This is a genomic window from Nitratireductor aquibiodomus (assembly GCF_900105565.1).
GTDB classification, from domain to species: domain Bacteria; phylum Pseudomonadota; class Alphaproteobacteria; order Rhizobiales; family Rhizobiaceae; genus Nitratireductor; species Nitratireductor aquibiodomus.
Window position 1 is genome coordinate 543255 of record NZ_FNSL01000001.1, and the last position, 12823, is coordinate 556077.

The following is a 12823-nucleotide window of genomic DNA, read 5'->3' on the forward strand; positions in this document are numbered from 1 at the left end:
AACAAGGCAGGACAAAGCATATGTCGACAAAGAAGACGGGGGTCGATCAGCAACTCATTCGCGAGCTTGCGACGATCTTGAACGACACCAATCTGACGGAGATCGAGGTCGAACAGGACGACCTGCGAATTCGCGTGGCCAAGCAGGCAGCAGCGCCGGTGCAGACTTACGCCGCACCTGCTCCGGCGCCTGCGCCGGCTGCTCCTGCAGCCTCGGCCAAGGAAGAAGCGCCGGCTGCCAGCCCCGCCGATTCCAAGAATGCCGTTCCCTCCCCCATGGTCGGAACCGCCTATGCCGCCCCAGCTCCGGGCGCAGCCGCCTTCATCCAGGTAGGCCAGACCGTAAAGGAAGGCCAGACGCTTCTGATCATCGAAGCGATGAAGACCATGAACCAGATCCCCGCGCCCCGCTCCGGCACCGTGACGGCGATCCTCTTCGAGGACGCGCAGCCGGTTGAGTTCGGCGAGCCGCTGGTTGTGATCGAGTAGTCCGGGGCAGGCGCGCATGTTTCACAAGATCCTCATCGCCAATCGCGGCGAAATTGCCCTGCGCGTGCTGCGCGCCGCCAAGGAGCTCGGCATCCAGACCGTGGCCGTGCATTCCACGGCGGACGCGGATGCGATGCATGTGCGCCTTGCCGACGAAAGCGTGTGCATCGGTCCACCGCCCTCGCGCGACAGCTATCTGAACATTCACCAGATTCTGGCCGCCTGCGAGATCACGGGCGCAGACGCCGTGCATCCGGGCTATGGCTTCCTTTCGGAAAACGCCAAGTTCTCCGAAATTCTGGCCGCTCACAACCTGACCTTCATCGGCCCTTCAGCCGACCACATCCGCATCATGGGCGACAAGATCACCGCCAAGAAGACGGTGAAGGAGCTGGGCATTCCGGTGGTTCCCGGCTCCGATGGCGCCGTCACCGACGATGTGGAAGCCAAACGGATCGCCGCTGATATCGGTTATCCCGTTCTCATCAAGGCATCGGCCGGCGGCGGCGGGCGTGGCATGAAGGTCGCGAAGACGGAAGCCGACTTGGCCGAAGCGCTCTCCACCGCCCGCGCCGAAGCAGGCGCCGCCTTTGGCGACGATGCGGTCTATATCGAGAAATATCTCGAAAAGCCGCGTCACATCGAAGTGCAGGTCATGGGCGACGGTGCCGGCAAGGCCATCCATCTGGGCGAACGTGATTGCTCTCTCCAGCGTCGCCACCAGAAGGTCTGGGAAGAGGCAAATTCACCTGCCCTCAATGTCGAACAGCGCAACCGCATTGGCGAGATCGTGTCAAAAGCGATTGCCGATCTTGGCTATTCCGGCGCAGGGACGATCGAGTTCCTCTACGAGAACGGCGAATTCTACTTCATCGAGATGAACACCCGCCTTCAGGTGGAGCATCCGGTCACGGAAGCGATTACCGGGATCGATCTGGTGCATGAGCAGATCCGCGTTGCCTCGGGCGGCGGTCTTTCCTGCACGCAGGATGAAGTGCGCTTCGAGGGCCACGCCATCGAATGCCGCATCAATGCGGAAGACCCGCGCACCTTCACCCCCTCGCCGGGCACGATCTCGCACTTCCACACGCCCGGCGGTCTCGGCATCCGCGTCGATTCCGGCGTCTATTCCGGCTATCGCATTCCACCTTACTACGACAGCCTGATCGGCAAACTGATCGTGCATGGCCGCAACCGGGTGGAATGCATGATGCGCCTACGCCGCGCCCTGGATGAATTCGTGGTCGACGGCATCAAGACCACGCTGCCGCTGTTCCAGGACCTGGTCGGCAATCCCGACATCGCCAACGGCGATTACGACATCCACTGGCTGGAGAATTACCTGGCGAAGACGGGCTGAGGCCCGCCGCTCCATGTGATTCTCCGGCAACCTCGCCGGTTGGGCACGATGGCACGACCTTTCGCACCAGGATTTCGGATTCCTCCGGATCTTCTCTTGCGCGCTTATGCCACCGGAGTCTTCCCGATGGCCGAAAGCGCCGACGATCCGGAGGTGTTCTGGGTGCGGCCGGAGATGCGCGGCGTCATCCCGCTCGACACGTTTCATGTCCCCAAAAGCCTGGGCAAGACGCTGCGCCGCAATCCTTTCCGGATCGCTTTCGACACGGACTTTGACGGCGTCATCGAAGGTTGTGCAGAGGCACGGCGCGACAGCACCGAAACCTGGATCAATGCACCGATCCGCGAAGCCTACGGGCTTCTTTTCGAGAACGGCCATTGCCACACGGTGGAAGCCTGGACGGATGAAGGATTGGTCGGTGGGTTGTACGGCGTGACACTGGGCCGCGCCTTCTTCGGCGAGAGCATGTTCTCACGCCGCACCGATGCCTCGAAAATCTGCCTCGTTCATCTCGTGAAGCGTCTTCGTGAGCGTGGCTTCACGCTTCTCGACACTCAGTTTACGACACCGCATCTCAAGCAATTCGGCGCAATCGACGTGCCGCGGAACCGCTACGAGCAGCTCCTACAGGAAGCACTGCAATGCGGCGAGGCCCGCTTCAATCCGTAAACGGAGAAGCAGATCAATTGGTCTCTGGCGGCGGGACGTCAGTGTCTTCCTTGCAGCCCTTCAGCCACACATCGTAGACCGCGTGCTCGACGGCGTTCAGACCGGGGCTCTCGGCCAGCATCCAGCCGGTAAAGATACGGCGGATTTCCCGGTCCAGGGTAATCTCGTCCACTTCCACGAAAGCATCCGTGCGCGGCTCTTCGGTCTCTTCCGAAGTGTAGCAGACGCGCGGAGTGACCTGCAGCGCACCGAACTGAACCGTCTCGTCCATATAAACGTCAAAAGAGATGATACGCCCGGTGATCTTGTCGATGCCGGTAAACTCGGCCACCGGGTGCTTGATCCGGGCGGCCTGGACCGGCGCAGTCGCCAACACGGCCAGTCCCAATGCCACGATCAGCCCGAAACCGGCGTTTTTCTTCTGGCCTGACTTCATATGGCTCGACACCCGTTCTGTTTGCTTGTCACGCTGAGAGAGTCCAGCGGAATCGCCCGACCCACGATAAAGCTTACGACTAATGCGCAATTGTGGCGAGATCAGCAAACAGGTTCAGCCGCCAGGCGTCCACGCATCGTAATCGCCCGTGACACGCGGGCGATCGGCAGTGTTCGCGATCGAGCCCTGCGGACGGTAGGCAGCCGGCGAGCCAGTCAGGTTCGGCTGATGGGGCTTCTGCCATTCGCGCGGTGTGTAATTCTCGTTGACGGGCGCAACGTCAACGCGGTGGTGCAGCCAGCCATGCCAGCCGGGCGGCACCAGCGAGGCGTCGGAAATGCCGTTATAGATCACCCAGCGGCGCGTGCGCCCCTCGGAATCCTTGCCGCCTTCATAATAGGTATTGCCGAATTCATCTTCACCAACGCGTGTGCCCTTGCGCCATGTGTGGAAGCGCGTGCCCAGCGTCTGGCCGTTCCACCAGGTAAAAAACTGAAGCAGAAACTTCTTCATGGCGTCCTCAAGTCGCTCGCTATCGTCATCAGAGATGGCTCGTGGTTGGCGTTATGGCGTCCACCGCGCCGGAAGGCAAGGCCCCCGGTCAATGCTCCATAGTCATTTCAGCTTCATCTTGAAACCGACATGGCTTTTTGCGAAGCCAAGCCGCTCATAAAACCCGTGCGCGCGCTCGCGCACGGCATTGGACATGAGCTGAACCAGACGCGCATCTGCCGCCTTCGCCTCACCGACAGCATGCGTGATCATCAGCGCGCCAATTCCCCGGCTGCGCATGTCTTTGCGGGTCTGCACGGCCTCGATCTGGAAGCTCGTACCGCCACGCCCCGGCATGCCCGGAATAAGCGTCGTCTGAAAGGTGCCCACAACCTCGCCGTCGAGTTCGGCAACGTAAAGCGTGTCGTTCGGGCTCCGGCTGATGCGCTCGAATGCCGCAAGATAGGCGCCTGCGGCATTCGGATCGGTCGTATCCCCGTGGCCACCCTCCCCGTCCGCAGCGAAGAGCGAGACAATCGCCTCAACATCGCGCCGTTCGGCGATTCGAATCAACGGCCCTTCGGCGCCCGTTTCTCCGCCCGTCACCATCAAAGCCCCCGGCGATAGATGAGCGCCGGCAGCTCGAAACCCGCACCACCGCAGTCGCCGCTTCGCCCAACCTCCTCAAATCCCAGATGTGCGTAAAAGGCTCTCGCCCTGCTGTTCGCCTCTTCAACCTCAAGCATGATTTCACGTGCTTCCGGGAAGCATTGAGCGATCTCGGAGAAAAGCGCCATTCCGATGCCTTTTCCCTGGCATTCAGGATGCACATAAAGTTGATGAAGCTGGATCTCCTTGCCGTCATTTCCGGCCACCGCAAACGCCATACCGCCAATCAGCCGGCCATTGTCTGCCAGAACGAATTCTGAATGCGGCCGCTTCAGACGCGCCTTTAGTGCATCCAGAGAATGCCAAGTGTCGGTAATCTCTACCACGCGCGCGCGGCCATAGATCGGGTCATAGGTGTCGTGCCACGTCTCCACGAGGAGCGCACGCACGGCAGGCAGGTCGCGCTCGCCTGCCGTGCGGACGAAAAATTCCTCGCTGTCAGGCATCGATCCCAAGCTTTTCCTTCACAAGCGCGTTGACGGCCTGCGGATTGGCCTTGCCACCGGTGGCCTTCATCACCTGCCCGACAAACCAGCCGGCAAGCGTCGGCTTGGCCCTGGCCTGTTCGACCTTGTCCGGATTGGCAGCGATGACCTCATCCACGGCCTTTTCGATGGCACCGGTATCGGTGACCTGCTTCATGCCGCGCTCTTCGACGATGACACGCGGATCACCACCTTCTGCAAACACGATCTCGAACAGATCCTTGGCAATCTTGCCGGAAATCGTTCCGTCCTTGATCAGGTCGATGATCGCACCAAGCTGATCAGGCGTTACTGTCGTGTCTTCGATCCCCTGCCCGGCCCTGTTCAAGGCGCCAAGAAGATCATTGATTACCCAGTTGGCGGCAGCCTTGCCGTCGCGGCCTTCGGCAACCTTTTCAAAAAAGTCCGCCGTGGCCTTTTCCGCAATCAGCACGGATGCGTCGTATTCCGAGAGGCCAAATGTTTCGATGAAGCGCGCCTTCTTCTCATCGGGAAGTTCCGTCAGATCGGCAGCGAGCGCATCCACATAAGCCTGATCGAACTCCAGCGGCACCAGATCCGGATCGGGGAAATAGCGATAGTCATGCGCCTCTTCCTTGGAACGCATGGAACGCGTTTCGCCCTTCGCGGGGTCGAACAGGCGGGTTTCCTGATCGATCGCACCCCCATCCTCCAGAATGGCGATCTGACGACGCGCTTCCGATTCGATGGCCTGACCGACGAAACGCACCGAGTTCACATTCTTGATCTCGCAGCGCGTGCCGAACTCGCCCCCGGGACGCCGCACGGAAACATTCACGTCGGCGCGCATGGAGCCTTCGTCCATATTGCCGTCACAGGTGCCCAGATAGCGCAGGATCGTTCGCAGCTTGGTCAGAAACGCCTTGGCCTCATCGGCCGAACGGATGTCAGGTTTGGAGACAATCTCCATGAGCGCGACACCGGAGCGGTTGAGGTCCACATAGGACATGGTGGGATGCTGGTCATGCATCGACTTGCCGGCATCCTGCTCCAGATGGAGACGCTCGATGCCGACTTCGATTTCCTCGAAGGAACCGTCCTTGGCGGGGCCGACGGACACCGTCACCTTACCCTCGCCCACGATCGGCTGCTTGAACTGGGAAATCTGATAGCCCTGCGGCAGATCCGGATAAAAGTAGTTCTTACGGTCGAAAACAGAGCGCAGGTTGATCTGCGCCTTGAGACCCAGACCCGTGCGGATTGCCTGCTTCACGCACACTTCGTTGATCACCGGAAGCATGCCGGGCATGGCCGCGTCCACGAGAGAGACATTGGCATTGGGCTCCGCACCGAAGGCCGTCGAAGCGCCGGAGAAGAGCTTTGCTTCAGAGGTAACCTGAGCATGGATCTCCATGCCGACGATGATTTCCCAGTCGCCGGTCGCTCCGGAGATGAAGCGCTTGGGATCGGGCGTGCGCGTATCGATGATTGTCATGGGTTCACGGTACCGTGCAGTCGGATGGATCTATGATGAATGCGCATTCGCTAGACCAAACACTCACGCGTGGCAAGCCGAGCGCTTTATTCCGGCCAAAGTTTGCATTATGAAAACCCCGAACCAACGGAGTTTTTATGTCCATCAGCCTTGAGGCCCGGTGAAGCCCCGAACCTGAACCAACACAGGATCGGGGCGAGAAAACCTTGAAACCCCGTGCCATCGCAGAATGGCGCGGCGATGTTTTGTGGCCATTCGGCCACTGGTTTTTTCCCAGGACTTCTAGATATGGACATTTCCCGCGCAGAACAGCGCATCCTGCACATATTGGCGCAGGGCGGCCGCATAGACATTGAGAAAGATGACCGCGGTCAGATCATCGAACTGAACTGCATCACGCGCGATGGCTGGTATTTCCCCGGCCTTGACGTGATCGTCTTCAGAAAAATCAAGCGCAAACGCGCAATTCAGTCGCGCAATGGCGGGCCCTACCGCATCACGCGGCGGGGGTTGCAACTTGTTCGCTCACAGGGCGACAATCGCTAAGGCTAGGAGAGGCTGCCAGAAGGCAGCCTCTCATCTTTCAGGCGGTGGCTATGTAACTGCGAATGTCCTCCGCCTCACGTTCCACATCCTCGATCCGTTTTTTGACGACATCGCCGATGGAGATAATGCCGGCAATCTTGCCGTTTTCCTCGACTGGCAAATGACGGAAACGCCCCGTGGTCATGATCTGCATGACCTCGTTGATGGTGTTCTGTTCATGACAGCGCTGCACCTTCGACGTCATCACCCTGGAAATCGGCTGTTCGAGAGCGCCGCCACCATCCCTGCCAATCACGCGTACAATATCGCGCTCCGACAATATGCCCGCGATCCGGCCATCGGCCTTTGTCACGACGACCGCACCGATACCGCGTTCCGACAGGAGCTGCGCCGCATCCGCAAGCTTCATATCCGGGGCGATGGTGACGACATTGCGCCCTTTGGCGTCCAGAATGGCCTTTACCGTCATGGCAATCTCCTTCTCCTCGCAACAAGCCAATGTTGCGCCGAGCCCGAATGCTTTGCAAGTGGTGGAGTGCCGTCTCGCCTGCTCGTCAATTGTCCTGAGGATATTGCGGCGCAGCATGGCGGCGATCGAACGCGCGAACACCGAAAAAGCCCAGAAGAAAACCGCCGATATGCGCCTCCCAGGCGATCTGCGGCCCGTCGATCGTCGTGCCGCTGAATACGCCCGTGGCGAGGTTTACAACCATCCAGACCCCGAGGAAGACCAGAACCATCCGGGATCTCAAGACCACCGATACCGGCAGGACCGGTCCGGTGAAAGCCGGCTTTGGTGCGCGGCGGTCCACACGGAAGGCAAAACGCGCCGCAGCGCCCATCATTGCCGAAATGGAGCCGGACGCCCCGACCAGGGGAACCACCGACGACGGATAGAGTACAAAGTGAAGCGCGACCGCTGAGAGAGCGCCCGCAATCCAGAAAAGCAGGAAGCGCATGGTGCCGATCCGATTGGCAAGCGGCGAACCGAAAGCGGCAAGCCAGATCAGGTTGACCAGCAAATGTCCCCAGCTTCCATGCAGGAGGGAATAGGTGACCGGGCTGATCAGGGCTGAAAAATCAAGTGCAAACGGCCCCGTATAGCGAATGGGCAGGAAAGCGAAATGCAGCATCAGCCAGAGCTGCTGATCCAGGTTCAGCCAGAATGCTTCCACCGCGTAGATGGCGATGCATACAAGGCCGATGCCCGCAACCGCCGGCGCCAGATTGAAGACGGGCTCGCGTCCATCATTCCCGCCATGCCCCACCCTGTCGGCTGCCGCCGTCGGAATCGTGTGATCTTCATCTCTGTCCATGATTTTGCTTAAAGCATCGGACCGAAAAGTGGAATCCGGTTTTCGGGCTATTCCGATGCTCCATCAACAGTCTGCATCGTCCTTTGTGCGCCCGGATGGACGCAGGGCGATCGAGCAGACCCACCGGACAGAAAAAAGCCGTCCAGGCAAAACAACCTGAACGGCTTTGTCGAGCCCCCCTGCCGGTTCTTGTTCCGAACTTCGGCCCTGCCCGTATGTGAATGATTCGGTCTTGCTGACCGCCAGACACTGCCAGCGCCCCGCCGGCCACGCAATTGAAACCCTTTTTTAACCTTAACAAAACGGGCAGGTGAACAACCCCGGCCGGTCTGGCACGCAACCTGCAGCCATCCACATGTCGCTATTGAAAATGCCCGCACCTGTCCGCCTATGGGACAGGCCCGGGCCGAAAGTAAGGAGCCAAGAGGCATGAGACACGATGGTTCAGTGACGTTGTTCCAATATTGGAACAGGTTGCGCGGCAACCGTCCGGCCCCCAGGCGCACGGAAGTTGAGCCTGCAGAGATAAAGTCCCTGCTGGCCGATACGTTCATCCTTGAAAAGGACGCACGGGGCGAAGCCGTCTTCCGCCTCGCCGGCACCCGGCTGTGTGCCACTTTTGGAAAAGAGCTGAAGGGCCTTTCCTTCGCATCGCTTTGGGCGGGCCGCGATCAGACAGTGGTCGGAAAACTCGCACGCAGCGTTTTCGACATGAAGTCCGTCGTCGTTCTTGCTTTCGACGGAAAAAACAAAGCCGGCGACAAGGCGTCGTTCGAGCTCTTGCTCCTGCCTCTGGAAGGTGGGATGGAGAGCCCCCGCGCGATGGGCTCGCTTCTGGCCTGCGAAAAGCCCTTCTGGCTGGGTGCAGAAGCCCTCGTCGACTGCGAAGTGACGTCCCTGCGCCTCATCGATGCCGATCGCGAGCCGGTGCTCCTGAAAAACCGCCCTGCCGTTGAAGTCCCGCCACTGGTGCCCGAACGACGGTCCATTACCGACAGTCTGATCGAGCCCGGTCAGGGCCGTCGCTTCCGGCATCTGGTGGTCTTCGACGGTGGCCGCAACGTATAGTTGCTCTTACCGGTTGTTAACCGATTGGGCGTAGTGTAGCGCTGCCCGACTGGGCATCAGAACCGCCACAGCGAAGAGCGCATACCACCATGTCAGCGGCGATAAACCGGTCCACACTGGATGATGAGCGACGCAGTTTTCAGCGCGTGAAAGTGTCGATCTACGGCCGTTTCATGCTGGAAGACCGCAGCGAACACGCTTGCCGCGTGACCGACATGTCGCCGGGCGATGTCTGCCTGATCGCCCAGCGGTCGGGCCGCCAGGGCGAACGTGTTATCGCCTATCTCGATCACGTGGGCCGCATCGAAGGCGAAATCATCCGGGTCAACCGCGACGGTTTCGCCATGACGGTGGTTGCATCGGAGCGCAAGCGCGACAAGCTCGCCGCACAGCTCACCTGGCTCGCCAACAAGCACGAACTGGACCTGCCCGAGGATCGTCGCCACGAGCGCATCGCGCCGCGCAATCCGATCAGTGTCCTGCGTCTGCCAGACGGCCGTGAATACCGCTGCCGCATTATCGATCTTTCGCTCTCCGGCGCAGCCATTGAGAGCGAAGTCAGGCCCGAACGGGGCACCCAGGTTCATATTGGCACAATGCGTGGCCAGGTGGTCCGCCACTTCGACGACGGAGTGGCCATCGAATTTGCCAGCATTCAGGACCGTCAGGCTCTGGAAGCGGAATTCTCGCTCCCCGTCGAAGTCTGACGACGGCCGAGGTCAGAACCTCGAAATCCGCTGCAATCACATCCCCGGCCGCTCCGACCTGCAGGTCGTTTCTGGCACCTTTCACCATGCTCCCATAACCAGGGAACAAAGGTCGTCCTGAGCCCGCACCACGCGCGCGGCTCCGGGGTCGTCATTGCGCGCAGCCACCATGCAGACATCCGTCGGCTTCATACCCGGCACGTCGAACACCAACGCGCGCAGATTCTCCATTCCGCCTCCGGATCGCTTCTTCAATTTCGTTACAATTTTAAGCAAAATTTATTCAAATAAAAATCAAAACAAGATCACTTTTTATTCTTATTAATTCAAAATACAGATAGAATTTATCGAGACTTATACTGTGCAATTTTGCCTGGAATAAATTCCCCTCTGCCATTGTCGCGTCAAACGGGGAGACAAGACAATGGGGCTTTCAACAAGCGCACGGCTCATGGCCGCAGCCGCAATCGCAATGGGGACGTTCACCACGGGGGCGTTCGCCACACCCAACTTCATGAAGGTCGGCGGCCTTACCAGCCAGCCTATCGGGCACTATGAGCTGTGTCAGCGTGAACCGGTGGAGTGCCGCCAGACCACCGCGCGCCCGCGCCCGGTGCAGCTCACGCGGAAGCTCTGGCAGGCCATGATCGACGTCAACAACGCTGTGAATTCGACAGTTCTGCCGCGCACCGACATGGAAATGTGGGGTGTAGAGGAATACTGGTCCTACCCTCAGGCCTATGGCGACTGCGAGGACTACGTTCTTGAGAAGCGTCGGCGCCTCATCCGCGCGGGCGTACCGGCCGGCAATCTGCTGATCACGGTCGTGCGCCAGCCCAACGGAGATGGACATGCGGTGCTGACGGTTGTCACCAGCATGGGTGACTATATTCTGGACAATCTGGAAGCACGTGTTTCAGTTTGGACCGATACGGACTACACCTATCTGAAACGCCAGTCGGCGTCTCATTCCGGCAAATGGGTCACCATCAACGATGGGCGGGCCATCGCTGTCGGCAGCGTTGCCTCGAGCCGCTGATACATTCCATACTCGTGGGCGCAATGGACGGGACGCGCCCATGACAGACTGACATCCGACGGACAACACTGCGCTTCTGACCTCCGCGCAGCCGGGTCCGCTCCGGGACACCCGGTCGAGTCCCCACCTCCCCGTCCCCAACGACCGGGTACAGGAGCCGGCCCACCCCATGGGTCGGCTCCGCCTTTTTTCCGGGCTCCTAGGGTCAGGACCCTAGAGCGTCTTCAGTTCATTCAGAAAGCGGTTGCCGTTCTCCACGTAGTGAGCGGATGACCACTGAAGAGCGCGCACGGCTTCGTCGTCCAGTTCCCGCACAACCTTTGCCGGTGAGCCCACGACGAGCGAATTGTCGGGGATCTTCTTGTTCTCTGTTACGAGTGCACCCGCGCCTATGAGGCAGTTCCTGCCGATCTCGGCTCCGTTGAGAACGATTGCGCCCATCCCAATCAGGCTGTTTTCACCGATTGTGCAGCCATGCAGGATCGCCCGGTGGCCAATCGTGCACCCGCGCCCGATGCGCAGCGGGAAGCCCATATCCGTGTGCAGCACCGAATGCTCCTGGATATTGGTGTTTTCTCCGATCTCGATGGGCTCATTGTCGCCGCGCAAAACGGCACCGAACCAGATACCGGCATTGCGACCAAGCCGCACCCGTCCGATAATCGAGGCATCCGGCGCGATCCAGTTGGTTTCCCTGTCTTCGAAGACGGGGCTTTCGCCCGCCAGTGCATAAATCGGCATAGTTCACTCCAGTTCGACCAAACCGCACTCTGCAACATCTCGCCCCAAAGCAGAATAGCACCCCCGGAAAACGCTTCCGTCTCCATCCTTCAGGAAGCTCTGACGGCCGGGATTTACTGTCCCTTTACCATGTAGAGCCAAGGTTTCACTGATATTCAGAAACTTGATGATGATTCTCCCACCGTGGGAGGCGTGCACGAGGGGATGACACTGGCGACCGGCGAAACCACTGGTGATTCCGGCGCGGAGCCGGCTTCGCGGAGACATCGTCTTGCGATCCGCGTGCTCCAGCTCTGCCTTGTGCTCCTTGTCCTGTCTCTCGGCATCTTCCTTTTCGGACGCTGGTATGGTGCCAGCCTTTCGAATGCCGGCCACACCGAATCGGTCAGGCTTCGGGAGATCGTGATCCGGAACAATATTCTGACGGTTCCTGAAAATGCGATCCGCTTCAAGAGTGCGCGCATGGATGGCGTAACGCTGCGTCTCGATCTCTATCTGTCATGGCCCGAGCTTGAGGGATACACTCCCGGGCGGCGCAACGATTTCAATCATGTCGACGGAGCGCGGAACATCATATTCCTCACGTTCGAGGAACAGGTGATGTCGCGCGATATGAGCAACAGGCTGGAGCCGGTTTACCGACAGATCATCGAAACGCGCTCAGTGGCCGGCCCCGGGAACATTCGGTTCCATCGCTTCAAGAGGGATTCGGGATATGCGGGGGAAGTGCTAGCTATCGCAGAGGGTACGGGCACGGGTCAGCCATTTGTTGCCCGTTGTCTGACAGGCGCAGCGGCCCGCGAAGCGCTCGCGCCCTGCGAGCGGGACATTAACGTGGGAAACCGCCTTAGCATGACCTACCGCTTCCCTGCTTCGCTCCTGGGAAACTGGCAGGTTCTGGATAGTGCGATAAAGCAGAAGGTTGCGCGCCTTCTCAATGCACCTGGCTAACAGGACGCGCGCCGACGACCGGAGACCGAAATCAGAAAGCCCGCAGGCAATCATGTTGCATGCGGGCTTACGAAAAAGATGATCTGGCAGTGCTTCTCAGAGATCGATGTCGAGAATGGCCATCGAGAAATTATAGGAAAGCTCTCCTTCATCCTCGTCCTTGAAGATGATTCCGAGAAACTCATCTCCCAGATAGAGCTCGCAGGAATCGTCCTTGCGCGGGCGCGCCTTCACACTTAAGGCGGGATTGTTGAAGGTGCGTTTGAAATACGCTTCCAGCTTTCTGATTTCCTCGGGATTCAAGAAACATCTCCAGTGCATCGCGCATCGCCAGGGTCGGATATTCTTAGCAACCCTTATGCGCAGCTTCAGATTTCGTACAGAACCGACAAAACACCCG

Annotated in this window: 18 protein-coding genes; 8 read left to right on the forward strand and 10 right to left on the reverse strand. The window is 59.5% G+C overall.

All coding sequences use genetic code 11. The annotated features are described in order from the left end of the window. The first annotated feature begins 20 nt into the window (after positions 1 to 20). The 3 genes from accB to aat are packed head-to-tail and all read left to right on the forward strand — an operon-like array spanning position 21 to position 2517. Entirely contained in the window at positions 21 to 488 is a 468-nt protein-coding gene (accB, locus tag BLW55_RS02615; protein ID WP_007008044.1) for an acetyl-CoA carboxylase biotin carboxyl carrier protein, read from the forward strand. Between the two features lie 16 nt (positions 489 to 504). After that, positions 505 to 1848 carry an acetyl-CoA carboxylase biotin carboxylase subunit gene (accC, locus tag BLW55_RS02620; RefSeq protein ID WP_007008043.1) on the forward strand — a complete coding sequence of 448 codons (1344 nt, stop codon included), beginning with the start codon at positions 505 to 507 and terminating at the stop codon, positions 1846 to 1848. A 48-nt stretch (positions 1849 to 1896) separates the two neighbouring features. Beyond that, positions 1897 to 2517, forward strand: coding sequence for a leucyl/phenylalanyl-tRNA--protein transferase (aat, locus tag BLW55_RS02625; RefSeq protein WP_007008042.1), 621 nt, complete (start codon positions 1897 to 1899; stop codon positions 2515 to 2517). Positions 2518 to 2530: 13 nt separating this feature from the next. On the opposite strand, the gene BLW55_RS02630 is transcribed toward aat, so the two are convergent. The 5 genes from BLW55_RS02630 to gatB form a co-directional block, all read right to left on the reverse strand. Continuing rightward, complete coding sequence (locus BLW55_RS02630; protein WP_007008041.1) at positions 2531 to 2953, reverse strand: DUF2155 domain-containing protein; 423 nt, start codon at positions 2951 to 2953, stop codon at positions 2531 to 2533. Between the two features lie 114 nt (positions 2954 to 3067). After that, a complete protein-coding gene (locus BLW55_RS02635) occupies positions 3068 to 3466 on the reverse strand; it encodes an NADH:ubiquinone oxidoreductase subunit NDUFA12 (RefSeq protein ID WP_090326505.1) in 399 nt (132 codons plus the stop codon). 102 nt (positions 3467 to 3568) lie between these two features. After that, the gene (locus BLW55_RS02640) at positions 3569 to 4054 is read right to left on the reverse strand and encodes a GNAT family N-acetyltransferase (protein WP_025029668.1); all 486 of its coding nucleotides are present in this window, start codon (positions 4052 to 4054) and stop codon (positions 3569 to 3571) included. Beyond that, positions 4054 to 4560 carry a GNAT family N-acetyltransferase gene (locus BLW55_RS02645; protein WP_007008038.1) on the reverse strand — a complete coding sequence of 169 codons (507 nt, stop codon included), beginning with the start codon at positions 4558 to 4560 and terminating at the stop codon, positions 4054 to 4056. The genes BLW55_RS02640 and BLW55_RS02645 overlap by 1 nt, the downstream gene beginning before the upstream one ends. Then, positions 4553 to 6055, reverse strand: coding sequence for an Asp-tRNA(Asn)/Glu-tRNA(Gln) amidotransferase subunit GatB (gene gatB / locus BLW55_RS02650; protein WP_007008037.1), 1503 nt, complete (start codon positions 6053 to 6055; stop codon positions 4553 to 4555). The genes BLW55_RS02645 and gatB overlap by 8 nt, the downstream gene beginning before the upstream one ends. A 288-nt stretch (positions 6056 to 6343) precedes the next feature. On the opposite strand from gatB, the gene BLW55_RS02655 reads away from it, so the two are divergent. After that, positions 6344 to 6601: a YjhX family toxin gene (locus BLW55_RS02655; protein ID WP_025029666.1), complete on the forward strand. Its 258-nt coding sequence runs from the start codon at positions 6344 to 6346 to the stop codon at positions 6599 to 6601. Between the two features lie 37 nt (positions 6602 to 6638). Here BLW55_RS02655 and BLW55_RS02660 read toward each other — a convergent pair whose 3' ends face one another. Together BLW55_RS02660 and BLW55_RS02665 are read right to left on the reverse strand one after the other, a co-directional pair. Next, a complete protein-coding gene (locus BLW55_RS02660) occupies positions 6639 to 7070 on the reverse strand; it encodes a CBS domain-containing protein (RefSeq protein ID WP_090326507.1) in 432 nt (143 codons plus the stop codon). 85 nt (positions 7071 to 7155) lie between these two features. Continuing rightward, positions 7156 to 7917: a rhomboid family intramembrane serine protease gene (locus tag BLW55_RS02665; protein WP_090326509.1), complete on the reverse strand. Its 762-nt coding sequence runs from the start codon at positions 7915 to 7917 to the stop codon at positions 7156 to 7158. A 429-nt stretch (positions 7918 to 8346) separates the two neighbouring features. On the opposite strand from BLW55_RS02665, the gene BLW55_RS02670 reads away from it, so the two are divergent. Further along, positions 8347 to 8985 carry a PAS domain-containing protein gene (locus BLW55_RS02670; RefSeq protein WP_040665020.1) on the forward strand — a complete coding sequence of 213 codons (639 nt, stop codon included), beginning with the start codon at positions 8347 to 8349 and terminating at the stop codon, positions 8983 to 8985. Between the two features lie 89 nt (positions 8986 to 9074). Then, a complete protein-coding gene (locus tag BLW55_RS02675; protein WP_007008032.1) occupies positions 9075 to 9692 on the forward strand; it encodes a PilZ domain-containing protein in 618 nt (205 codons plus the stop codon). A gap of 81 nt (positions 9693 to 9773) precedes the next feature. Here BLW55_RS02675 and BLW55_RS20720 read toward each other — a convergent pair whose 3' ends face one another. Next, positions 9774 to 9923 carry a hypothetical protein gene (locus BLW55_RS20720; RefSeq protein WP_177175005.1) on the reverse strand — a complete coding sequence of 50 codons (150 nt, stop codon included), beginning with the start codon at positions 9921 to 9923 and terminating at the stop codon, positions 9774 to 9776. Positions 9924 to 10116: 193 nt separating this feature from the next. Here BLW55_RS20720 and BLW55_RS02680 point away from each other — a divergent pair, with 193 nt between their 5' ends. Then, positions 10117 to 10731 (forward strand): transglutaminase-like cysteine peptidase, encoded by a 615-nt coding sequence (locus BLW55_RS02680; protein WP_007008031.1) that lies wholly within the window; start codon positions 10117 to 10119, stop codon positions 10729 to 10731. Positions 10732 to 10944: 213 nt separating this feature from the next. Here BLW55_RS02680 and BLW55_RS02685 read toward each other — a convergent pair whose 3' ends face one another. Beyond that, positions 10945 to 11472, reverse strand: coding sequence for a gamma carbonic anhydrase family protein (locus BLW55_RS02685; RefSeq protein ID WP_065815209.1), 528 nt, complete (start codon positions 11470 to 11472; stop codon positions 10945 to 10947). Positions 11473 to 11676: 204 nt separating this feature from the next. On the opposite strand from BLW55_RS02685, the gene BLW55_RS02690 reads away from it, so the two are divergent. Next, positions 11677 to 12423, forward strand: a complete 747-nt coding sequence (locus BLW55_RS02690; RefSeq protein ID WP_090326512.1) for a hypothetical protein — start codon at positions 11677 to 11679, stop codon at positions 12421 to 12423. Positions 12424 to 12519: 96 nt separating this feature from the next. Here BLW55_RS02690 and BLW55_RS02695 read toward each other — a convergent pair whose 3' ends face one another. Further along, entirely contained in the window at positions 12520 to 12726 is a 207-nt protein-coding gene (locus BLW55_RS02695) for a DUF3126 family protein (RefSeq protein ID WP_007008028.1), read from the reverse strand. Positions 12727 to 12823: the final 97 nt, after the last annotated feature.